General features: G+C 49.8%; 22 protein-coding genes. 10 read left to right on the top strand and 12 right to left on the bottom strand.

What is annotated here, in order from left to right; translation table 11 throughout:
* Positions 1–189: 189 nt before the first annotated feature.
* The 4 genes from ACW9SV_RS03565 to ACW9SV_RS03550 all read right to left on the bottom strand — a co-directional run bounded on the left by ACW9SV_RS03565 (position 190) and on the right by ACW9SV_RS03550 (position 4,187).
* The gene (locus ACW9SV_RS03565) at positions 190–732 is read right to left on the bottom strand and encodes a hypothetical protein (RefSeq protein WP_479555359.1); all 543 of its coding nucleotides are present in this window, start codon (positions 730–732) and stop codon (positions 190–192) included.
* Between the two features lie 64 nt (positions 733–796).
* Positions 797–2,746 carry a DNA polymerase III subunit gamma/tau gene (locus ACW9SV_RS03560; protein ID WP_479555358.1) on the bottom strand — a complete coding sequence of 650 codons (1,950 nt, stop codon included), beginning with the start codon at positions 2,744–2,746 and terminating at the stop codon, positions 797–799.
* Between the two features lie 138 nt (positions 2,747–2,884).
* Positions 2,885–3,544, bottom strand: coding sequence for a porin family protein (locus ACW9SV_RS03555; protein ID WP_479555357.1), 660 nt, complete (start codon positions 3,542–3,544; stop codon positions 2,885–2,887).
* Positions 3,545–3,650: 106 nt separating this feature from the next.
* Positions 3,651–4,187, bottom strand: a complete 537-nt coding sequence (locus ACW9SV_RS03550; RefSeq protein WP_479555356.1) for a hypothetical protein — start codon at positions 4,185–4,187, stop codon at positions 3,651–3,653.
* Positions 4,188–4,323: 136 nt separating this feature from the next.
* On the opposite strand from ACW9SV_RS03550, the gene ACW9SV_RS03545 reads away from it, so the two are divergent.
* Both ACW9SV_RS03545 and ACW9SV_RS03540 read left to right on the top strand, forming a co-directional pair.
* Entirely contained in the window at positions 4,324–5,064 is a 741-nt protein-coding gene (locus ACW9SV_RS03545) for a nucleotidyltransferase (protein WP_479555355.1), read from the top strand.
* Between the two features lie 154 nt (positions 5,065–5,218).
* Positions 5,219–6,049, top strand: a complete 831-nt coding sequence (locus ACW9SV_RS03540) for a metallophosphoesterase family protein (protein WP_479555354.1) — start codon at positions 5,219–5,221, stop codon at positions 6,047–6,049.
* 207 nt (positions 6,050–6,256) lie between these two features.
* On the opposite strand, the gene ACW9SV_RS03535 is transcribed toward ACW9SV_RS03540, so the two are convergent.
* The 5 genes from ACW9SV_RS03535 to ACW9SV_RS03515 all read right to left on the bottom strand — a co-directional run bounded on the left by ACW9SV_RS03535 (position 6,257) and on the right by ACW9SV_RS03515 (position 9,589).
* Positions 6,257–6,508, bottom strand: coding sequence for a DUF7660 family protein (locus ACW9SV_RS03535; protein ID WP_479555353.1), 252 nt, complete (start codon positions 6,506–6,508; stop codon positions 6,257–6,259).
* A gap of 96 nt (positions 6,509–6,604) precedes the next feature.
* Positions 6,605–7,156 carry a hypothetical protein gene (locus tag ACW9SV_RS03530; RefSeq protein ID WP_479555352.1) on the bottom strand — a complete coding sequence of 184 codons (552 nt, stop codon included), beginning with the start codon at positions 7,154–7,156 and terminating at the stop codon, positions 6,605–6,607.
* A gap of 98 nt (positions 7,157–7,254) precedes the next feature.
* Complete coding sequence (locus tag ACW9SV_RS03525; protein ID WP_479555351.1) at positions 7,255–8,118, bottom strand: hypothetical protein; 864 nt, start codon at positions 8,116–8,118, stop codon at positions 7,255–7,257.
* Between the two features lie 82 nt (positions 8,119–8,200).
* The gene (locus ACW9SV_RS03520; protein ID WP_479555350.1) at positions 8,201–8,662 is read right to left on the bottom strand and encodes a hypothetical protein; all 462 of its coding nucleotides are present in this window, start codon (positions 8,660–8,662) and stop codon (positions 8,201–8,203) included.
* 180 nt (positions 8,663–8,842) lie between these two features.
* Complete coding sequence (locus ACW9SV_RS03515) at positions 8,843–9,589, bottom strand: class I SAM-dependent methyltransferase (protein ID WP_479555349.1); 747 nt, start codon at positions 9,587–9,589, stop codon at positions 8,843–8,845.
* A 143-nt stretch (positions 9,590–9,732) separates the two neighbouring features.
* Between ACW9SV_RS03515 and pruA the strand changes: the two genes are divergently transcribed.
* The 3 genes from pruA to ACW9SV_RS03500 all read left to right on the top strand — a co-directional run bounded on the left by pruA (position 9,733) and on the right by ACW9SV_RS03500 (position 12,721).
* On the top strand, positions 9,733–11,385 hold the full coding sequence (gene pruA / locus ACW9SV_RS03510; protein WP_479555348.1) for an L-glutamate gamma-semialdehyde dehydrogenase: 1,653 nt from the start codon (positions 9,733–9,735) through the stop codon (positions 11,383–11,385).
* 199 nt (positions 11,386–11,584) lie between these two features.
* Positions 11,585–12,184 carry a GNAT family N-acetyltransferase gene (locus ACW9SV_RS03505; RefSeq protein ID WP_479555347.1) on the top strand — a complete coding sequence of 200 codons (600 nt, stop codon included), beginning with the start codon at positions 11,585–11,587 and terminating at the stop codon, positions 12,182–12,184.
* Between the two features lie 45 nt (positions 12,185–12,229).
* Entirely contained in the window at positions 12,230–12,721 is a 492-nt protein-coding gene (locus ACW9SV_RS03500) for a DUF4112 domain-containing protein (RefSeq protein ID WP_479555346.1), read from the top strand.
* A gap of 165 nt (positions 12,722–12,886) precedes the next feature.
* Here the strand turns inward: ACW9SV_RS03500 and ACW9SV_RS03495 are convergent, their stop codons facing one another.
* Positions 12,887–14,119 (bottom strand): ROK family transcriptional regulator, encoded by a 1,233-nt coding sequence (locus tag ACW9SV_RS03495; protein ID WP_479555345.1) that lies wholly within the window; start codon positions 14,117–14,119, stop codon positions 12,887–12,889.
* 242 nt (positions 14,120–14,361) lie between these two features.
* Here ACW9SV_RS03495 and ACW9SV_RS03490 point away from each other — a divergent pair, with 242 nt between their 5' ends.
* The 5 genes from ACW9SV_RS03490 to ACW9SV_RS03470 all read left to right on the top strand — a co-directional run bounded on the left by ACW9SV_RS03490 (position 14,362) and on the right by ACW9SV_RS03470 (position 18,557).
* Positions 14,362–15,123 carry a Dph6-related ATP pyrophosphatase gene (locus ACW9SV_RS03490; protein ID WP_479555344.1) on the top strand — a complete coding sequence of 254 codons (762 nt, stop codon included), beginning with the start codon at positions 14,362–14,364 and terminating at the stop codon, positions 15,121–15,123.
* A 157-nt stretch (positions 15,124–15,280) separates the two neighbouring features.
* Positions 15,281–16,666: a 1-acyl-sn-glycerol-3-phosphate acyltransferase gene (locus ACW9SV_RS03485; protein WP_479555343.1), complete on the top strand. Its 1,386-nt coding sequence runs from the start codon at positions 15,281–15,283 to the stop codon at positions 16,664–16,666.
* Positions 16,667–16,761: 95 nt separating this feature from the next.
* Positions 16,762–17,205 (top strand): hypothetical protein, encoded by a 444-nt coding sequence (locus tag ACW9SV_RS03480; protein ID WP_479555342.1) that lies wholly within the window; start codon positions 16,762–16,764, stop codon positions 17,203–17,205.
* Between the two features lie 108 nt (positions 17,206–17,313).
* Positions 17,314–18,042, top strand: a complete 729-nt coding sequence (locus ACW9SV_RS03475) for an SGNH/GDSL hydrolase family protein (RefSeq protein ID WP_479555341.1) — start codon at positions 17,314–17,316, stop codon at positions 18,040–18,042.
* A 92-nt stretch (positions 18,043–18,134) separates the two neighbouring features.
* Complete coding sequence (locus ACW9SV_RS03470; protein ID WP_479555340.1) at positions 18,135–18,557, top strand: T9SS type A sorting domain-containing protein; 423 nt, start codon at positions 18,135–18,137, stop codon at positions 18,555–18,557.
* A gap of 75 nt (positions 18,558–18,632) precedes the next feature.
* Here ACW9SV_RS03470 and ACW9SV_RS03465 read toward each other — a convergent pair whose 3' ends face one another.
* Both ACW9SV_RS03465 and uvsE read right to left on the bottom strand, forming a co-directional pair.
* Positions 18,633–19,601, bottom strand: coding sequence for a DUF6929 family protein (locus tag ACW9SV_RS03465; RefSeq protein WP_479555339.1), 969 nt, complete (start codon positions 19,599–19,601; stop codon positions 18,633–18,635).
* 161 nt (positions 19,602–19,762) lie between these two features.
* Positions 19,763–20,653, bottom strand: coding sequence for a UV DNA damage repair endonuclease UvsE (gene uvsE / locus ACW9SV_RS03460; RefSeq protein ID WP_479555338.1), 891 nt, complete (start codon positions 20,651–20,653; stop codon positions 19,763–19,765).
* Between the last annotated feature and the right edge of the window lie 90 nt (positions 20,654–20,743).

Below are 20,743 nucleotides of genomic sequence, written 5' to 3'. Positions count from 1 at the left end.
GAAGTTGCATAGCCACCATTTTCCGTGGTTCAAGTTCCCAACCTTTTCTTTTCATGGTTCAAGTCTGTGACTTGGACCTTCCATTCTACTGCAGTTTGCAACTGCAGTAGAATGGAAGGTCTGATCGAACCCTAAATTGCTTCTAGCGAGTGAGAATAACCCAAACAATGAAAGTACACGGTTTTCAATCTACAAAGGGGAAGTAGGAGAAACGGTTCGGTTTTCGGCGGGGATGTTGAGCCGGTCGGCTAGGAGGTTCAATGTTTGAAGGGCGTCCTGTTGGTTGTCGGTGCGGAGTTCATAGTCGGGTTCTGCGGAGGTGGAGTACAAACCGATGGTGTACCAGGTCACCAGCGGGGCAGGCTCGTCATGATGGGGATGTCCGTGCTCGTGGTCATGATCATAGGCATCGGCGTGGCCCAGGTTGGAAGTCAGGATAACTTGTTTGAACGACGGTAAAGGCGCCCATTTGCCGGTTTTGAGACCAAACATACTCAAGTATTCCCGCACGCGGCGGTTCTGGAAATCCAGTTGAAACCCGTGGTAAGTACTTTGAAAGAGAAGTCCTAGCAAAAACAATAAAGTTCCTACAGACAGCATCTGTACCTTATCAGCACCAGACCACAAGGGGGAACCGCCCAGTATGATGCCCGCTGGCAGCAGCAGATAGCCTAGGTAACGGAGACTGCCAAAAAAAGAATCGGTTTTACGGTTGAAGAGGTGCTGGTTCATGGACGGGGGAAACAAATAAACCTGTGAGACGTGCAAAATGCCCCACAGGTTTACGAAAAGGTTTTTAGAAATCGGTATCCAGACCTAGGCGGTTTTTCAGGTCTTTCAGAACCGGGTAGATATCGGCCAGGTAATTGTACTTGTCTTGGGAGGTGTAGAGCTTGCGGCCGCTGGCCTGTTGCACCACATCTATGTGCACCTGCAGGCGGTTGTGGCCCAAGGCTTGGCGCAGGTACAAAAGGAACTCGGGCTTGAAACTGTTGAACTCGGCTACCTGTACCTCATTTTCCACCTGCAAATGTACCTCGGCTTTCTCGGCGTCAAAGTACCACTCGCGGTTCAGGATGGTGTACTCCAGGGTGCGGTCGGTGTGCTTTACCTTGTCAACGTACTGTTTCCAGAGTTGCTGCAGCTTGTGCTCGTTAATTGTAGGCAAAGAACCGGGTACGTAGGCCTCGTTTTCCTCTTCCAGCACTTCCACCATTGGGGTTGCCGAGGCGGCTACTCTTTCCTCAATGTTCTTCAGGCTGGGCAGCTTGGAGAGTTTCCGGCTAGCCAGGGGAGAGGCTACGGTCCGCAAAGGAGCCGCGGGCGCTGCAACGGCAGGAGTAGGCAAGGGCGGGGCGGCCGAGGGAACCAGCGAGGGGGCTTGGGAGGGATAAGTATCAAACACCGGGTCCTGACCAGCGTCCATATCAGCCGGAGCCGTGTTGTGGTGTGTTTCTGAGCTGTTTTGGGCAGAAGGCACTGAAACGGGTTGAGCCGGGGTAGTTGCAACTGGCGGTGCGACCGGAGCAGGCGGAGCTTGTGGTGCTACAGCAGGAGTCGAACTTAAGCCATTTGCCGGGGCTACGCCGGAACTTCCATTAGTTTTTTTTTTGACGTCCCCGGCTAGAGAGACATCTGAGGCTAACTGCAGCGCATGCGGCAAGTGCGCCAGTTTCATGAGCAATAGTTCCACGTGCAACCGCTGATTCTTAGCGGCTTTGAAGTTCTGGTCGCAGCTTCCCACCAGGTTCAGTCCTGACAACAAGAAACTCAGAGAAGCCTCCTGTGCCTGCTGCGCGTACCGTACTTTGATATTGTCAGAAACCTGCAGTAACTGCACCGTTACCTGGTCTTTGCACACCAATAAGCTTCTGAAATGCTCGCCAATGCCCAGCACGAAGTTGTGCGAATCAAAGCCGTTTTTCAGAATCTCGTCATAAAGCAGCAAGGCGCCGCTCAGGTTCTGCGAAAGTAAGTATTCCGTCAGGCGGAAGTAATAATCATAATCCAGGATGTGCAGGTTCTGCACGGTGGCCTTGTAGGTGAGGTGGTTACCCGAGAAGGTCACCATCTGGTCAAAGATGGACAAAGCATCTCGCAGAGCACCGTCAGCTTTCTGCGAGATCAGGTGCAGGGCATCGTCATCGGCTTTGATTTCCTCTTTCTTGGCAATGCGGCCCAGGTGCTGCACCATGTCCTCAATCCGGATGCGGTTGAAGTCAAAGATCTGGCAGCGCGAAAGAATAGTTGGGATGATTTTGTGGCGCTCCGTAGTGGCCAGAATGAAAATGGCGTAGGCCGGCGGCTCCTCCAGGGTCTTCAGAAACGCGTTGAAGGCCGAGTTGGAAAGCATGTGCACCTCATCTATGATGTAGATTTTGTACTTGCCCGTCTGTGGCGCATAACGCACCTGCTCCACCAAATTCCGGATATCTTCTACGGAGTTGTTGGACGCAGCATCCAGCTCGTGCACGTTGAACGAACTGTTGTTGTTGAAGCTCTTACAAGAGTCACAAACGTTGCAGGCCTCTACCTCTGGCGTGATGTTCTGGCAGTTGATGGTCTTGGCCAGAATACGCGCGCAGGTGGTTTTACCCACGCCCCGCGGGCCGCAGAACAGGAATGCCTGCGCCAGGTGGTTGCTGCTGATTGCGTTCTTTAAAGTAGTGGTAATATGGTGCTGCCCCACCACGCTATCAAACGTAGTTGGACGATATTTACGGGCCGATACAACAAAATTCTCCATCGCTCTACAAAGTTAATCGATTCTGATTCGAATCCGCAACGGAAAGAACGTGCCTAAAGCAGGTTCTTAGATTTATGCAATGAAGGTTTTGTTTAGAGGCTGTTTTGAGTGAAGTAGGCCAAAAACAGAATGAGAATACTATTTGTTACCCAAACTGTAATGAAGGCCAAACAGCACGTTAGTAGAGTTGCTGTTATACACTTCGGAACTCTTTCTGATATCATAGAAGCCTTTATTATATCGTGCTTCTGCGCTTACGCTAAGGGTAGAACTGATGGCACGGGAATAGCCAATGCCTCCGGAAGCACCCACATCCATCTTTTTGTAATTGTACTCCCAATCATTATCTGAGAATTCTATTGGGGCGTCAGAGGTGTGGTTATGCTTTAAGAGGACTCCTAGATAAGGTCCTGCATTCACAAAGAAGCCGGTGTTCTTTATAGTTATCCCTGCTAAAAGGGGAAGTGTCAGGTACTGGAAATGGGACTTGATGTAATAGCCATCGGTGAATTGCCCATTCTCACTGAAATGCCGGTAATCGGTTCTGAACCCTTTGTTTTCGTAAAGTAAATCGCCCCTAAGGAATAGCCAACCAAAGGAATGCTTCAAAGATAACCCTGCCGCTACCCTGAAGTCGCTTTCTATGTTTGTAAATTGTGGGGAGGAGAGGTTGGTTCTCTTTATAAAAGTATGGGTTGGTCCGGCTATTACGCCAAGCTGGGTGGTTGGCTTTTGTTGCCCCAAGCAAGAGAAGTGGACTGCGAAGAGGAAGAGGTTGAGGAGAAGAAGTTTTTTCATAGAGGTGTAGGAAGAGTTCAGGCATCTGGAAGTGTTGCCTCCAGAAGTAAGAGATGCCTCAACCTTGAAATACCCCTATTCGCCTCATCAGAGGTAAGCCTGAATCTTACCTGGCAAACGGCCGCTTTTCTAAACTCACCTGCCCCATGGCATCCTTCTCGTACTTGGCCAAGCAGTGCTGCTGAAACTCCGCATCAAAATTCTGCTCGCCGGGGCTTACCTGGGAGGGTGCGGGTTGGCCTTTCAAAAAGAAATACACTTTGGTAGTGCCGTATTTGGTGTGGGGCATGTAGTCGCCGTACGCTTGCATCTGGTCCCAAAGGCTGTCTGAAACCGTGACGGCGTAAATGCGCTGGATAGGGCCGGTGTTGTTCTCGTTCCGGTACATGGCTACTTCCTCAAAGCCTCCTTCTAGGTCCTGCACGCCGGGTTGGGTGAAGGCATCCTGCACAAACCAGATGATGAGGGCCGCAAACACCGCCATCAGGATATATTTTACTTTCTTTCCAGACATCGCTTTCTCTTTGTAAAAACCCAAACTTACGCAGACCTGCCCAGAACCCAAGCAAATGCCCCTTTTCTGAATGGCGCCTATTTTGCTGAAAATGGTCTGAAAGGAGGCCAATCCGCATGGTAAGGGCATCTTAAGGGATTTCTGGATAACATTTTTCCAAGGATTCAGTAAATGCTATACCACCTGTTTCTCAATTAAAGCAGGGCAGGGAAACAAGACCTTCATCGGCAAACATCTTTCTACCTATCAGCACTGGATATATATTATGGAACTAGACGATATGGCCCCTGAGGTGGCCCAGGAATTTTACCCGCAAGCTCTCAAAATGCTGCACGAAAGCGGATTGCCTTTTTTGATGGGCGGCGGTTTTGCCCTTAGGCAGTATACCGGCATGCAACGCCCCATGAAAGACATGGACGTGTTCTGCAAGGCAGGCGACTGCCCTCGTTTGCTCAAGATTTTCAACGATGAAGGCTTCAAGACCGAACTGGTGGATGCCCGCTGGTTGGCCAAGGCCTTCAAAGATGGGAAATACGTAGACTTCATCTTCAACAATCCGGGCAACAACATGCCGGTGAATGACGGGTGGTTTAGGAGAGCCCCTGAGGGGACTGAGTTTGGTGTGCCGGTGAAATACATCTCCGCCGAAGACCTTTTCCGCTGCAAGATCTATGTGCAGAACCGCGAGCGTTATGATGGCTCAGACCTGAACCACCTCATCCTTCGCCACGGCGAGCACATGGACTGGGAACGCATTCTGCAGACCTTGGAGCAACACTGGCAATTAGTCTTAATGCAATTCCTGTCATTTCAATTTGTGTATCCATCTGAGCGAGATATCATACCGCGCTGGATGTTTGATGAACTGCTGCTGCGCGCTAAAGAGCAGTTTGACATGCCACCACCTACCGAGAAAGTGTGTCGTGGTTTGCTTATTGACCAGACCCAGTACGCTCCGGCGGTTACCGAGTGGGGCTTCAAGGCCATGACCATTATGACCATTTAACAGATACCGGATAGTAGATTTTAGAGGTTTGATTTTCAAGGGGAAAGAAGCGTGCGCGCGTCAGGGGTAAACCTAGCCCCGTTCTTCTCCCGTATTCTATGACTTAAACAAGAAGTCTGTCCTCTATTGCCTAGCGTCTAAACTCTAAACCAGAATGGAACAACAACCACAATCCATCATTTCGCCGCAGCCCGTTCAACCCTTACAGCCTACTGCCCCGCAATCGTCAGAACTGCCTGTGCCTTCTTCTGAGGTGCAGAAACCAGTGAGAATTGCGGCCGTGGGCGACATTCACGTACGGGAGACGGACAAAGGCAAGTGGGTTGATTTCTTCAAAGCGGCCTCTGAACAAGCAGATATCCTGTTGCTCTGTGGCGACCTCACTGACCATGGCTACGCCAAAGAAGCTGAGGTTTTGGCCGAGGAGATGCGGGCCTGCACCATTCCGGTGGTCTGCGTACTGGGCAACCATGACCATGACAAGCACGAGCATGATGAGATTAGATCTTGTCTGGTGCGCGACAACGTACATTTCTTGGACGGCGATGCCGTGGTTATTAAGAACGTGGGCTTTGCGGGCGTAAAGGGTTTTGGCGGCGGTTTTGACAAATACATGCTGTCCATGTTTGGCGAGACTAGCAACAAAGCCTTTGTGCAGGAAGCCGTAGACGAGGCCCTCAAATTGGAAGCCGGCCTTTCCCGCTTAGACACAGAGTACCCTGGGGTAAAGAAAATAGCGGTGCTGCATTACTCGCCCATCAAAGCCACGGTAGAAGGGGAACCCGAGGCCATCCACCCGTTCCTGGGCTGCTCCCGCCTGGCCGAGCCACTAGACCGGCAGAACGTGCTAGCTTGTTTCCATGGGCACGCCCACGTAGGAACTCTGGAAGGGGAGACCTCCAAAGGAATAAAGGTATTTAACGTAGCCAAACCCATTCTACAGAAAGCCGGCTTTGCGATGCCGTTTTTCTTGTTTGACGTGTAAAGCTTTGAGTCTGTTTTGACAAAACGGGCCTCAAATTAGATACCCAGTAGTACATCAAGGAGCAGGTTTGAAGCAGTAGAGGTAATGAGAGTCTCTACTGCTTCAAACCTGCTCCTTTTAGATTTAGCAGTATGTTGAATCTTTGTGTTTAAGCTTCGAAGGCTTTAGTGCTTCTATAGTTTAATTTTAACCTGCAATACAAAGCTGTTATTCATACATGACACCTCCTCTGATAATATCAGCAAATACCTTCCAAGATGGGACATTAGCATCTGTTTCAGGATGTACGTTTTTATAATAACCGTCTAAATCTTCTGAGTATCTCTGTATTGCCTCTAAAAATGAGGGAAGATCATTATTTGTCCACTTATCATGGTTCCTTTCAAAGTCTACTAAAAACAATTTGATAAACTCTGAAAAGCTTTCCCGATCTGTTACCTCTATAGTTGAATAATCCATGAAATGTTCAAAAGTTAGTAAACGGTCTAGTATAAACGACGGCGAAAGACATCGGGCAAAGCTGGCGTTTAGGTTTTGGTATGGGTAGTTATTTCTTCACAATGTAGGCTTGTACATTTTATAGTATGTCATTTCCATTAGCCTGTAAGCGCTTCCCAATTTTGCTTTGGAGAACTCACTTAATTTGAAAGGTGAATGCAAAGAGTAAAAGGTAAAATTGCTTGAGTCATTATTTTTAATGTAGACGGAAGTAACAGTGGCATGCGTTGGTAGGGGTTCTTTGCAATCCTGTACAACGTTTTGCTTCTGAATGTCGGAAAGAAGCATTCTGAATGCCTGCTTTTCCTCAGCTGGGAAGCTAATACTTTGGTGAAATCCACTTTCCCCTACTATTCTTCCGTTAATACCAGCACCAGTTACTTCTATTACCACTATTCTTGGTTCGCCCGTTCCTCTTGAGTACCACAAAATCCCGGGCCTGTTTGATTTTGAGAAATCTTTATAGTGAGCTTGGAAGAAACTACCGTTGTCTGCAGGAATTTCTCTTTCAATGCTCACCAACTCACAAGCAGTTTCAGGCTTACTTTGCCTGAACGTTGCTTTGCAGCCCGTAAACAAAATCAACACTGCTACTAGGAATTTCTTCAAAGGTTAATTATAATAAATGCCCATAACCTATTTAGCTAAATGACTGGCGAGGCCGTTGACCGACGCATAGTGTTTACAAATCGTTGTGACAGATTTTCTTACAAATGTTTGTGCAAAATTTCTATAGTTTGACTTGGGTCGATTCCAAAAGACTTTTTCTTCTTTATCAATCCTTTACTATTGTACTCGTAGGTGTTGGTAAGGAATAAAGTGCCGTTCCCCAAGAGCTGTGTCTCTTCGATTAGCTGTTGCTTTTCATTGTACTTGAAAGTCTTTATTTGCTCAACTTTATTGCCCGCCTTTGTCAGGATAACTTTTATTGTGTTGCCTAAAGCGTCATACGTGTAGGTTTTAGTGCTCATTGTATCTCCACTTGCCCCGACAGTAACTTGCTTCGTTACACCGGCTTGATACAGGTTGCCTAAATGGTCGTAGTAATGAAGCCGCTTTGGGCTTGTGACTCCATCATAGAAAGAGAAACTAGTCCACAGTAATTTTTCTGTGTAGAATCTCTCCTCAGTTATTTGCCCCTTAGAATTAAAGAGATATTCTTGGTGCGTTGAGTCTTCCTTTACCCATCTGTTGCCGATGAATCGGAGCATTACTGTTTTTGTGCGCAAGCCTCTTTCGTAATAGTACAACCATTTGTCTGAAGGAATCCTCCTGCCATCTTTATTGAATCCTTCGAAGAACTGCTGTTCTACCACATTGCCCTCAGCGTTGTAGACGTAGCGCAGGAACAAACCCTTTTCATCTACCTCCTCTATTTGATTATTTCTCTCGTCAAAGCTCAGAACATTTATTAATCGGCCTTCATTTTGCTTGCCCTTATTAACTGTTTTAACTTTGATTACTTCAACAATATGTTTGCCCTCAAATTTTACATCATTATAATCCCAACTCTGTCCGTTAGCAAATCGAAAAGCAAGGAATAGAATCAATGAGATAATAGCTTTTTTCATTTTAAACATTGTCACAACGGCCTCGTGTAAACGGCGGCGAGGCCGTCGGCCGATGCTGGCGTTTACACGTTGTTATGGCCTGTTATTTTTTACGGCTTTCATATTCGCCAATCATATTTTTCAATTCCTTTGCCTGTTCTTGAGTGATAGTACCGTCTTGCTCAAGCGCTACTACTACGTCAGTAACATACTCAAATTCTAAGTCATCCTTAATCCTTTTTCTTTTCAGAATCGGGGAAAGTGGATTTTTCCTTTTGTATGGGAGTCCTGCTTCAGTCAACTTTTTCCAGAACAATTCCACAGTGGCACCTTTTGCCTCTTGGAAGTAGGTAAACACATCCCGCTCACTAAATTTAAGGCTATTTAGATTTTTGAATTGCGGTTCAGGATTTAAGATTTTATTCTTCCAATCGAGATAGACGGTTATAAAGTGCTCTTTGTGACTACTATTGAAGCCTTCTGGGGGAACATTTTTTACGCTTTCTACTGCAATGTCTATGGCTTTAGCTAGTGTCTCAGATTCAACTTTATAATCTTTCTTCATTTTTATAATTGGCCATAACTACCGGATAAAAGACACAAATAAGCTTATCCGTTTAATATTTTGTTCCTAAACATACGGGTAATTGCCGACATCAACAGAAAACCGTAACAAGGCAGTTACTCTCTGTTAAGATCAAAGTCCTTCTGGGCCCGTTTTCTCAAAACAAGCCCAAAAGGAGCCTCATTTCTGTATCCTTCCTATCCGGCTGAAAACTGGAAATCGTACTTCTTTGGTCTCGTTTTGTGGCCAGATTTCCTTTACCTTCTCCATCAACCCGTTCACCGGGTTCTCTCCGTTCTGCCGGATGTACGACTGCACGCTGGACCAGGAGTTCAGGTAACCCTCAAATTCAGGCAGTGACCAGTGGGTGGTAATGGCGCCGGTGAAAGCAGGCTCCTCCTGGAACGGGAAAGGGATGGTGGCGTAGCCTTCGTCCACGTAGCTTCGTTCAAAATCCCAGTAAGGCCCTACCGTTTGCGAGTAGAAATGATAGAAAAGTGGATCTACCTCCGGGGAAATAGAGAGTACGCCATATCCCCAAAGGGCTAGAATCGCATTAGGTTTAGCTACCCGGTTCACCTCCTGGTAGAACTTTCCGAAATCAAACCAATGCACGGCCTGGCCCACGGTGATCAGGTCAAAAGAGTTGTCCGGGAAAGTGGTGTGCTCCGCCGGAAGCAGGTGGTAGGTGATACGGTCTGAGGCTGGAGCCTGTGAAAGCTGCTTCTCGCTGATGTCGGTGGCATGCACGTGCGGGCAGAATTTTGCGAGTTCTACGGCTACCTGTCCGTTTCCGGTGCCGCAGTCCCACGCCAATTCAGGGGAGGGAACCAGGGAACGCAGATGCTGGTACAGAGCATCGGGGTAGGTGGGCCTGAACTTTTTGTACAGACTGGCTTGGGTGGAGAAATGATCTTTTGGGGTCATGGCAGTATAGATTTAACCTTTCAGGAGGGCAGCCGTTGGGGTAAAAAGCCCGTGAATCCACTGGCTTCCATGCGTTAGCCTTTTTTACCCGAAAGCCCTACCTTTGTTTATCTCAATACTTGAATTTAAAACCAATACCCAATATGTCCAACGGATTTTTCAATGTCCCCATTCCGGTTAACGAACCCGTAAAAGGGTATGCTCCGGGCAGCAAAGAAAGAGAAGAACTGCTTCAAGCCTATCGTGAGCTGCGCGAGCAGCAATTAGACATACCCATGTACATTGGAGGAGAGGAAGTACGCACCGGCAACCTGATGCCCGTATCCCCTCCGCATGATCACCAACGCGTCATCGGGAACTACCATTACGGGAATGCCAGCCACGTGCAGCAAGCCATTGACGCTGCGTTGAAGGCCCGTGAGCAATGGGCGCACATGCCGTGGGAAAGCCGCGCTGCTATCTTCCTGAAAGCCGCTGATCTGTTGGCCGGACCTTTCCGGGCGCGCATGAACGCCGCTACCATGTTGGGTCAATCCAAAAACGCTTTCCAAGCCGAGATTGACGCTGCCTGCGAGATGATTGACTTTTTCCGGTTCAACGTGAAGTACATGACGGATATCTACAAAATGCAGCCGGAGTCATTGCCGGGCATGTGGAACCGTCTGGAGCACCGTCCCCTGGAAGGTTTCGTGTTCGCTTTGACGCCGTTCAACTTCACCTCCATTGCCGCCAACCTGTGTGCCGCTCCGGCCATGATGGGGAACGTGGTGGTTTGGAAGCCTGCCAACACGCAGGTGTACTCCGCTAAAGTGATTATGGATCTGTTCAAAGCCGCTGGTTTGCCAGACGGCGTGATTAACCTGGTGTACGTGGATGGACCAGAGGCTGGCGATGTCATCTTCAAGCACCGTCAGTTTGCGGGTATTCACTTTACCGGTAGCACCGGCGTATTTAACAACATCTGGAAAACCATTGGCGAAAACATCAACTCGTACCGCGGCTATCCGCGCATTGTAGGGGAAACCGGTGGCAAAGACTTTATAGTGGCGCACAAATCGGCGAACGCCAAAGAGGTTGCCGTAGCCATTACCCGCGGTGCGTTTGAGTACCAGGGTCAGAAATGCTCGGCTGCTTCCCGTGCCTACATCCCAAGCAATATCTGGGAAGAAGTGAAGGGCCACGTGGTAGAAGACCTGAAATCTCTGAAAATGGGTGATCCACAGGATTTCGGTAACTTCATCAACGCCGTGATTGATGAGAAGTCATTCGATAAACTGGCTAAGTACATTGATGCCGCCAAAAACGATGACCAGGTGGAAATCATTGCCGGCGGTAACCATGACAAGAGCAAAGGCTACTTTATTGAGCCAACCTTGATTGTGGCCCAGGACCCGCAGTACGTAACCATGTGCGAAGAACTCTTCGGGCCGGTTCTCACGCTGCACGTCTACGATGCAGATAAGTTTGAGGAAATTCTGGAGATAGTAGATACCACCTCTCCGTACGGATTGACCGGTGCTATTTTCTCTAATGACCGTTACGCGGTGGAGTTGGCCACGAAGAAACTGAGCCACGCCGCAGGTAACTTCTACATCAACGACAAGCCCACAGGGGCCGTGGTGGGGCAGCAGCCGTTTGGCGGTTCCCGCGCTTCCGGTACCAATGACAAAGCCGGTTCTATGCTGAACCTGTTGCGTTGGACCAGCGCCCGCACTATCAAAGAAACGTTTGTGCCGCCGGTAGACTACCGCTACCCCTTCCTGCAAGGCGGAAGCGCCCCTGGAGGTGCCTTGTAAGCGTTTTATAACCAAATTTCTTGAAAACAGCCCCGAAGCAGATTTCCGCTTCGGGGCTGTTTTGTTTAAAAGATGCTCAAAAGTGACTATGGTTTCTTTCAACCTGAAAGGCAGTCTTCTCCTGCCAGGCAGCAAAACGCAGAGGTTTATCTAAACTCTGCTAACTTGAAACCCAGAAATCACCCCAACCCTTAACGCCATGAAGACTCCCGCCCCGGTTACGCTCAAAGGCAAACACGTGATTCTGCGACCCATGCAGGAAAGCGATATCCCTGAACTGAGCCGCATTGGCTTGGTAGAAGACCTGTGGCGGCTGAGCCTGAACGTACTACGCACCCCCGAGGACATGGCCGCTTACGTGCACGCCGCCCTTAAAGCCCAGCAAGCTGGAACGGCAGTGCCTTTTGTGTACGAGCACCCGGAGACAGGCCAACTCATGGGCAGTACCCGTTTCGGTAACATTGACGTGCCCAACAAAGGCTTGGAGATTGGCTGGACCTGGATTGTGCCCCTGTGGCAACGCACGGGCGTGAACACTGAGGCGAAGTACCTGTTGCTGCGGCACGCGTTTGAGGGGCTGGGTTGCATTAGGGTGATGCTGAAGACCGATGTGCTGAACGAGCGCTCCCGCCAGGCCATGCTCCGGATTGGGGCCAAAGAGGAAGGCATTCTGCGGAATCACTTAATTACCTCGGAAGGACGGGTGCGAGACTCGGTGATCCTGAGCATTCTGGACCGCGAGTGGCCCCATGTAAAGCACAGATTAGAGGCAATGCTGCAGGGATACGCGCAAAAATAATCCTGTCTGCCGGGTTCTGCGTATGAAGTAGAAATACTTATAGCCATGAACCAGTACACACCGCCCGTTTCCCCAGTTGATGAACGCCTGAAGTGGGTAGAGTCTATCTCCAGGTTATTAGACAACCAGTTCAAGATGCCGGGCACCAACTTCAGGTTCGGCCTGGACCCGATCATGGGATTGCTGCCGGTGGTGGGAGATATCTCATCTTTTGCCATGTCAGGCGTGTTGGTCATGACCATGGCCAAACACGGTGCCAGCCGGGCCCTGGTCGTCCGGATGCTCTTCAATATTTTCCTGGACGCCGTGATTGGCAGTATTCCTATTGTGGGATGGCTGTTTGACTTCGGCTACAAGGCAAACCAGCGTAACGCCAACCTGCTGCGCAAGCATTATCAGGAAGGCAAATACCAGGGCAAGGGCACTGGGTTTATGATTGCGGTGCTGGTGGCGTTTCTGATATTGTTTGGGTTACTGCTTTGGGGCCTCTGGAAAGTGGCCGAGTACCTGTGGCTGTGGGCTTCCTCGGCGTGGTAACCCTTTAGAAATAAGATGATAAAGATAGGAGCCCCGTTTCAGGCCTGATTTCATAAGATCAGACCTGAAACAGGGCTTTTCAGTTTTGGATATGAATGGTATTCAGAGTTGCTGACACAAGTTGCAAGCTCGCGCCAATAGAATTGGTTTGATAAGCGAGAGACCTTAATTATGCTCCAGGGCCAGGTACCGGTGGCGCACCAGAAGGCAGGCGCCAATCACGCCGGCTTGTTCACCCAGTTTGGAGACCTTCAGTTGCGTGTCATTGTTCACCAAGCTCAAGGAGTACCGCTTGATGGCGCTTTTGATGGGCAGAAGAATGTAATCCTCGGTAGAGGCCAGGCTGCCGCCTAAGACAATGAGCTCGGGGTTGAAGATGTTAATGAGTAGCGCAATGCCCCGGCCAATTTTGTCACCAATTTTGGCTATCAACTCAATGGCCAAGACGTCATCGTTATGGGCGGCGTTGATGATATCGTCCAGGCGCAGGTCCTCCGGGGCAATGTTATTCTGCGAGACAATGGTAGAAGCACCGGCTTTCATGCTTTCCTGAAACATCTCTATCAACGCCCAGCCCGAGGCCTCGGTTTCCAGGCAGCCTTTCTTGCCGCACTTGCACATCTTCTCGTTCTGGAAAATAGGAATGTGACCAAACTCCCCCGAGTACCCAGACCGGCCGTAGAACAGCTGGTTGTTGAGGATCATACCCATGCCAATGCCATAGTCTAGGTTCAGGAAAAGCACGTCCTTTTCGTTTTCCACTATGCCTGAGCGGAACTCGCCGTAGGCCATGGCCCGGGAGTCGTTCTCCAGAAACACTTTGATGCCAATCTCCTCCTCAATGACCTTGCTCAGTGGCGCATCATGGAAATCAAACAGGTTGTAGTTGTAACCCTTGGCGTAGTTGATGCGGCCAGAAAGGTTAATGCCAATGCCCAGGATTTTTTCTTTAGGAATAGGCAGTTCTGAGATGAAGTTGTTGATGATGTGGCACAGCTCGTCCAAAGACTCTTTGTCATTGGAGAGTTTATAAGGGTAGCTCTCGAAATCGCTGATCAGGTTTTTCTGGAAATCGGTGAGCCCGATGTAGATATGGTGGGTTTTTACATCAATTCCCAGAAAGAAGGCAGATTCTGGCGCCAGTCCGTAGACGTTGGGTTTCCGGCCGCCGGTAGAGTCTACTTTCCCGTGATCTTGTACCAGGCCGTCCTGGATGAGGTCGTTCAGCAGGCTGGTGATTTTAGGCACGCTCAGGTTCAGTTCCTTGCCCAGTTCGGCAATGGTGGCGTTCCCGGTATGGGCAAAATAAGAAATGACTTTCTTCTTGAGGTTGACATTCTTGAATGCCACCCCAGTGGGGAAATCACTGTTTATTTCCTCAAAGAAAGTTTTTGTCATTTTGTGTAGTGTATAAATGTTGCAATAGTAGTGTCCTCAATGGTCTATGCTCTCTGTACAAATCTAATTATTTCCAGAGAAGGTGTCTCTCTCTTTGCGTATTTCTTCTATATACGTTTATAACCTCTTTTCTATAAATGAGATACCAAAAAAAGGTTTAATGAAACAGGTCAGAAAACTAGGTTAAGCCCTGTTTTTCTTTCTTGTTTTGACTCAATTTCTCTTAAAATAAGGATAAAACGATGACTTATGCCCATGGGATACCGTACCTTTCGGGCATGAAACCTTTGGCCATTTTCAACTGGAGCGGCGGCAAAGACTCTGCCCTGGCGCTTCACCGAGTGCAGCAACAGTTCCAGCTTCATGCTCTCTTTACCACCCTAAGCCAGGCCCACCAGCGGGTGACCATGCACGGCGTGCGCGAAGAACTCATGCAGGCCCAGGCGCAAGCGTTGGGATTGCCCTGGAAACCGATCTACTTGCCTGAAGGAGCCAGCCTGCCGGTCTACAATGATTTGATGACCCACACCTGGACTGAGTTCAAAGCCGCCGGAGTAACGCACGGCATCTTCGGGGATATCTACCTGGAGGATCTGAGGCAGTACCGCGAGGAGCAGCTTGCCCAGGTACAAGTACAAACCCATTTCCCGCTGTGGGGCGAAGACCCTACCGCGTTGCTGGAGGAGTTCTGGAAAGCAGGGTTCAAGGCCAAAGTAGTCTGCGTCAACGGCAAGCACCTGGATGCATCTTTTGCTGGCCGTGAGTTGGATGAGGCTTTCATCAACGACTTGCCCGACCACGTAGACCCCTGCGGCGAAAACGGCGAGTACCATTCCTTTGTCTATGACGGGCCCAACTTCTCAAATCCGGTGCCGGTGCAAACAGGGGGGGTGGTGTTCAGAAGTTATGCGCCTGCCACCCAGAATTCAGAAGATGAATGCTTTGCGGCAACTCCCGTTTCTTATGACACCGGCTTCTGGTTCTGTGACCTGTTACCCGGCTAAGCACACTTTTCGTATCATAGTTTTGAGCCAGTTTCTATAAATGAGCCTGTAAATGCTTTCCACTTTCCTGGGGCTGGTTTCCCGAAATTCCTTTTACAGCCGTTTTTCTGAAATCACCTTGAAAATGCGTAGCTTCCTAGCCTAATGCTACTCCTCTATGTTGTATTTTCTGCTTAAGACTCTCTTCCAGATTGCGTTGCGCGTGTTTTTCCGGCGCTTCACGGTGAACAACAAGCACCTGCTGTTCTCCGAAGGTCCGCTCATAGTCGTATCCAACCACCCCAACACGCTCATGGACCCCGTGGTGACGGCCTCGCTCATGAAGCAGAACGTCTACTTTCTGGCAAAGAGCAGCTTCTTCAAACCCGGTATTCAAGGCTGGCTTTTCCACCGCCTGTTCATGATTCCGGTGTACCGTCGCGAGGACGTGGGAGAGGGCGGCACCGCCCAGAACGATGCCACCTTTGCCAAATGCTACGAGTTTTTGGGCAAAGGCGGTACGCTCATGGTCTTCCCCGAAGGGAACAGTTTCATGCAGCGCCGGCTCCGTCCGCTTAAAACCGGCACTGCCCGCATCAGCCTGGGTGCCGAGGCGCAGCATGATTTCAACCTGGGGCTACGCATTGTGCCGGTAGGCGTGAACTACTCAGACCCGTCCCGGTTCCGGAGCGATGTCTTTGTGAACGTGGGCGAACCCATCTATGTGAAAGAGTTTGCAGCGGCTTACGCCGAAGACCCCTTCAAAGCCGCCCACGCTCTCACTGATCATCTGAAGGAGCGACTGGAAGACCTGGTCATCCACACCGAAACTGACGAGGAAGATGCCCTGGCCCGGCAAGTGGAAGCGGTGTATCAAAGCAAGCTGGTGAAAGAACTGGATTTGTCAGAATCTGAATCAGAGGAGCGGTTTCTGATCACCAAAGGGATTCTGCAAAGCATCAAGTACTTTGAGGCCCGCCAACCCGAGCGCATGCATTCCCTGCGTACTGAGCTACAGGACTATCTACAACACCTGGAAAGCGTAGGCCTGGTGCCCGATGCGTTCAAGCGAATCCCTAACCGCCGCGAAGTAGCCTGGGGCACGCTGAAAACCATTTTTTACCTGGTGCTAGGCTTTCCTTTCTACCTCTTTGGCGTGATCCACAATTACCTGCCTTACTTGTTACCGGCCAAAATTGCGCGCAGCCTTACCAAAGACATTGAGTTTTACGCGCCCATCATGATGACCATTGGCATGTTCACATTCCCCATCTTTTATGCCCTCATCGGGTGGGCGGTGCATACCTGGCTGGGGATTTCGGGTTGGGCCTTAGTGGGATATCTGGTGGCCCTGCCCATCACCGGGTTCATTGTGCTGCATTACTGGCACCGCATCCAGGAAGCCCGCCGCAACTGGATTTTCTTTTCCCTTTTCTCCAAACGCTCTACCGTGCTGCACAGCCTCCTGGAGCAACGGAACCGCTTGATGGCCGCTCTGGAGCAGGCCCGCGAAGAGTTTTTAACCTCTTTCCCTGAAAACAGAGCAGAAACAAAGCAAGCTTAATACCCCCCACAAATCTGCTTAAGACTTCTATGTCTATCCTATGTGCTTCTTGAGAAGACTAGTACCTAGAATTGTAAAAGGAGTTCCTTCAAAAAATGGACAAACTCATTATAGCCATCCTTATTGGATTTTCGCTGATTGTTTTAAGTAATATTGCAGGTCATTACTTCCCGCCTTTTTCCATGATGGCAACGACGGTTTTGCCTTTTATTCTGGTCAGTATAGTTAATAGGCCCCTCTATAAAAATAACTTCTTCATAGCAGTTTTACATGGTTATGGACTGATTATATTAAATGATGTCCTAATTAGAATCTATGCGGGAGGGACACATGACCAAGAAGGGAAGGCTTGGATAACCCTTCTTACCTTGATAGCCTTTACTCTCTCTTCAAGTTGCTTGTTGATTTATGCCTTTAGCGCTGTAGATTTCCAAAAAGCAAAAAGTATTAGAAAACAGAGAATCCAGAATGTGCTAGCAGTGCTTCTTTGTGGTGGATTTACTATTATGCTATACATTACTGTTTTAGCAGATAAATAAGAATCCCCCTGCTTTTGCCTGATCACATTTAACAATCCAGAGAAGCCAGCTGTTGCGTAGATAGAAATGGAAGCAGAAGGTACTGTTTCGTTTATTATTACTGCTGTTATGCGTCTTCTCACTAGATTGGCTTTGTTTTTTGCGGGTATTCTGTTCCTAGCGGCGTGTTCTTCCTCTGACACGGAAGAGCCAGAAGTTACCCCTTCACCCAAGACACCTACCACACCAAGTGCCTCGGGTTCTTACCTGGCCTTAGGCGATTCCTACACCATTGGGCAAGGGGTTGCGGCCACTGAGCGATGGCCGGTGTATTTGGCCAATTATCTATCCGGAGAAGGAGTGAAAGTGGGAGAGCCCCGCATCATTGCCCAAACCGGCTGGACCACCGCTAATCTTCTACAGCGTGTGAAAACCGAAAAGTTTGACGGAGGGTTTGGGTTGGTGTCGCTCATGATTGGGGTGAACAACCAGTACCAAGGAGGTAGCCTGGAGTATTTCAGAACGCAGTTCAGGGAACTGCTAACCCTTAGCACAACCCTCGCGCTGAAAGACCCGAAGAATGTGTTAGTGCTAACTATACCAGATTGGGGCGCTACGCCGTTTGGTGCAAGCAGGGACCAGGCATCTACAAGTGCTCAGATCAAGAAGTTCAATGAGGTTATCAAGACTGAGGCAACGGCGGCAGGCATCACGGTAATTGACGTGTATGAGGTTTCGTTGCTGGTGAAGGAAACCCCCGCGTATCTGGCCCCTGATGGGTTGCACTATAGCGGCTTAATGCACCAGCGATGGGCCCAAATGGCGCTGCCCGAGGCCAAAAAGAAGCTGTTGGACTAGATTTTTCTGAGCTGCCTCAAAAATTGGAACGGTATATGTAATGGAACTTTCACCGCAGCCGCGGACTTCTCTTAACTCATTAAATATCCCGTATGGAAATGAAATTGAACGCAGTTGGTGCCTTGTTACTGGCGGGGATGTTAGCATTTGCTGGTGCCCCTGCGCAAGCACAGAATAAACCTACTACTTTGCCTAAAGGCACCGCTCTGGCCATGGCCGCTCCCCGAAAGGATACCCCCGTTCGCCGCGAAACCTTGTCTGGCATTGACCTTTTCCCGCAAGACAAAAAAGGCGACGTGTTCCTGCTTTCCTTCCAGCAAGACCTGCCCGAAGCTGGCGTGCTGGAGCTCACCAACTACGCCGGGAAAGTGCTGTACACCCAAACCATTCCGGCCGGGGATCACACCTTGGCGGCACCTTTCAACATTGGTAAGCTAGGGACCGGTACGTATCTGGTAGAAGTGAAAACGTCTAATACCGTGTATTGGAAAAAAATGCGCGTTCGGCGGAGATAACCATAAGTTGATTTAAACGGAAAGGCCTGCGGTGACACATCATCGCAGGTCTTTCCGTTTAAGAAGCATTTTCCCTTACCAGGAGAATTTCACAACGATTAGTTCAGAAAAGCCATTGTCATTATCGGCGACGCAGACGGCAGTGAGGTCGCTGCGGTCCTGGCCTGAGATACAGATAGACTCAATCTTGCTTTTGTAGGGAGTGCCGTCCTGCTCGGTGATGGGCACGGCCACCTGGGGTTTGGCGGGGCCTTGAGTGTCATGCGGATGCGCCTGCAGCAAGCCCACCATACTGCCGTAGATCTCCCCATCCAGCACGGCATTGGGCGTTTCCTCGGCTGAGGCCGTGAAGAGCATCCGGCCACCCAGGGCAGTAGTCATGCCTGAAAAGCCGGTTTTGATTTGCGCTATATCAGGCAGGGTCCAGTTCTGGATGCCAGAGGGTTTGGGGGCTGCGCTTTTGCCTTGTAGAAAAGGCGCAAAAGATTCCATGGTGTACGTAATAAGCACGTTTTGCCCGCCCGGCGCGTACCGCTGCAAGAAATACACGTACTCCTCGTCGGCCGCTAAACCTTCAATATTGAGCGCCGCCTGGCCGGTAACGGCTTTGTTAGCGCGCAACTGGTTGTACAACGGGTTGAGATTGATGGTGACAGGTTTGCCCAAGCCGCTTCGGGTTAGGGGAACCAGGAACCCGGTGTTGCGGGGTTCAGTGGCCCCCGAGCCAATGATGAACAGGTAAGGCTGACCACCTTCTAGGGTGAGTTGTGTGATCGCCTCCAGGTCTGGTTTCACGGGCTTAGGAATACGGCCCCCCACCACGGAACTGGCCTCGAACAGCGATGTTTTTTTCACCACCTTGAAATTCTGATCCAGGGTAAACAGGTAAGGCGAATCATCCCCAATGACGTAGTATAGGTCGCCCACGCGCTCAATGCCAGAGGCCGAGGGGATGCCTTCCAGCACCAGTTTCTTTCTGATGACTGCCGTGGGGGTAGTGGTGGACTCTGCGTCTGACTGGCAACTGGCGGAGATTATAGACATAACAAGGCAGGTGCAATAAGGTAAGAGCCGTACTAGAATTTTCATGGGGGATGTATAATCTAAGTCAGCGTTCTAAATGAAAGGTTGGCTGGCGGATGTATTCTCTATAAAAATGGAATTCGTTTTACTACTGATTTCAGGAAACTGGGGAAAAAACAGCCTCAGACCAAGGCTAACTCTTCCAGCACCTGACGTGCACGCAGGCAACTGGCTTCCTTGTCCTTGATTTCCAGCATGATATCTACGTCTAAACCGTTCAAATGGCTGAGAAACTCCCGAAACAAATCAGTTTCTATGCTAGTCACGTGCTTTCCCTTTCTATCGCCCGGCGATTGGGAACTGTAATCCATCATGAGCACGCCGTCTTTTTCGGGGTGCCAGGTGCCGGAGGCCAGTTGCAGCGCTTCTTCCATGGGTTCGCCGTTGTTCAGGCACTCATGATGAAAATTATCGAAGAGGATGGGAATACCGGTCTCGGAGTTCAGTTCCAGGCAATCGCGCAGGCTGTACAGTCGGTCGTCGTTCTCCACCACCAGGCGTGCTTTCACGTTCTCAGGCAGGGTATGATAGGTCTGGATAAAGCGTTTAAGCGCTGCGGGTTTGTCGCCGTACACCCCGCCGGCATGTATTTGGAGTTTGGCCGTGGAGTCCAGGCCCATCAAATCCATGACCGTGCCCTGGTACACCAACTCCGCAATGCTGTTGCGCACAATGCGTTCATCTGGGGAGTTGAGCACCACAAACTGGTCTGGGTGCATGGAGATGCGCATGTTGTGCTTCTTGATGAAATCGCCCAGGCGCCGAAAGGTCATCTGAAAGTGTTGCTGCCAATTGTAGGTGTTGATCTCGTGCGAAGCAAACGGCACCAACTCAGAGCTCATCCTAAAGAATAGGAACCCGTGCTCCAGGTTGTACTCCAGAATCCGACGCAGGCAGGCCAGGTTCTTCTCCACGGTCTGCACCAACCGCTCCTCATTGTAAGACGCCAACCGGAACGTAGTGGCCGAGGTGCAGTCCAGAGATTCATTCACGCAAGGATATCCGATCTTCATGTTTCGCAGGGTTTGGTGTTATAAACCGGTGTCTGAAGCACATGTTTATGGAATAGTTAACGAAGGCAGGACGGATGTGTTCTGGTGAAT

The sequence above is a fragment of the Rufibacter sp. JT20002 genome, from assembly GCF_056491185.1.
The sequence above is the reverse complement of the archived record's forward strand: the minus strand, read 5'-3'. Positions and strand labels throughout refer to the sequence as shown.

Excerpts from the sequence above, each read along its gene's own strand:
- ACW9SV_RS03505 (WP_479555347.1), top strand. The coding sequence starts at position 11,585 with ATGAAGACTCCCGCCCCGGTTACGCTCAAAGGCAAACACGTGATTCTG.
- ACW9SV_RS03480 (WP_479555342.1), top strand. The coding sequence starts at position 16,762 with ATGGACAAACTCATTATAGCCATCCTTATTGGATTTTCGCTGATTGTT.
- uvsE (WP_479555338.1), bottom strand. The coding sequence starts at position 20,653 with ATGAAGATCGGATATCCTTGCGTGAATGAATCTCTGGACTGCACCTCG.
- ACW9SV_RS03520 (WP_479555350.1), bottom strand. The coding sequence starts at position 8,662 with ATGAAGAAAGATTATAAAGTTGAATCTGAGACACTAGCTAAAGCCATA.
- ACW9SV_RS03515 (WP_479555349.1), bottom strand. The coding sequence starts at position 9,589 with ATGACCCCAAAAGATCATTTCTCCACCCAAGCCAGTCTGTACAAAAAG.
- ACW9SV_RS03490 (WP_479555344.1), top strand. The coding sequence starts at position 14,362 with ATGACTTATGCCCATGGGATACCGTACCTTTCGGGCATGAAACCTTTG.
- ACW9SV_RS03535 (WP_479555353.1), bottom strand. The coding sequence starts at position 6,508 with ATGGATTATTCAACTATAGAGGTAACAGATCGGGAAAGCTTTTCAGAG.
- ACW9SV_RS03555 (WP_479555357.1), bottom strand. The coding sequence starts at position 3,544 with ATGAAAAAACTTCTTCTCCTCAACCTCTTCCTCTTCGCAGTCCACTTC.
- ACW9SV_RS03540 (WP_479555354.1), top strand. The coding sequence starts at position 5,219 with ATGGAACAACAACCACAATCCATCATTTCGCCGCAGCCCGTTCAACCC.
- ACW9SV_RS03495 (WP_479555345.1), bottom strand. The coding sequence starts at position 14,119 with ATGACAAAAACTTTCTTTGAGGAAATAAACAGTGATTTCCCCACTGGG.
- ACW9SV_RS03500 (WP_479555346.1), top strand. The coding sequence starts at position 12,230 with ATGAACCAGTACACACCGCCCGTTTCCCCAGTTGATGAACGCCTGAAG.
- ACW9SV_RS03565 (WP_479555359.1), bottom strand. The coding sequence starts at position 732 with ATGAACCAGCACCTCTTCAACCGTAAAACCGATTCTTTTTTTGGCAGT.
- ACW9SV_RS03545 (WP_479555355.1), top strand. The coding sequence starts at position 4,324 with ATGGAACTAGACGATATGGCCCCTGAGGTGGCCCAGGAATTTTACCCG.
- ACW9SV_RS03560 (WP_479555358.1), bottom strand. The coding sequence starts at position 2,746 with ATGGAGAATTTTGTTGTATCGGCCCGTAAATATCGTCCAACTACGTTT.
- ACW9SV_RS03485 (WP_479555343.1), top strand. The coding sequence starts at position 15,281 with ATGTTGTATTTTCTGCTTAAGACTCTCTTCCAGATTGCGTTGCGCGTG.
- ACW9SV_RS03550 (WP_479555356.1), bottom strand. The coding sequence starts at position 4,187 with ATGCCCTTACCATGCGGATTGGCCTCCTTTCAGACCATTTTCAGCAAA.
- ACW9SV_RS03465 (WP_479555339.1), bottom strand. The coding sequence starts at position 19,601 with ATGTCTATAATCTCCGCCAGTTGCCAGTCAGACGCAGAGTCCACCACT.
- ACW9SV_RS03525 (WP_479555351.1), bottom strand. The coding sequence starts at position 8,118 with ATGAAAAAAGCTATTATCTCATTGATTCTATTCCTTGCTTTTCGATTT.
- pruA (WP_479555348.1), top strand. The coding sequence starts at position 9,733 with ATGTCCAACGGATTTTTCAATGTCCCCATTCCGGTTAACGAACCCGTA.
- ACW9SV_RS03470 (WP_479555340.1), top strand. The coding sequence starts at position 18,135 with ATGGAAATGAAATTGAACGCAGTTGGTGCCTTGTTACTGGCGGGGATG.
- ACW9SV_RS03475 (WP_479555341.1), top strand. The coding sequence starts at position 17,314 with ATGCGTCTTCTCACTAGATTGGCTTTGTTTTTTGCGGGTATTCTGTTC.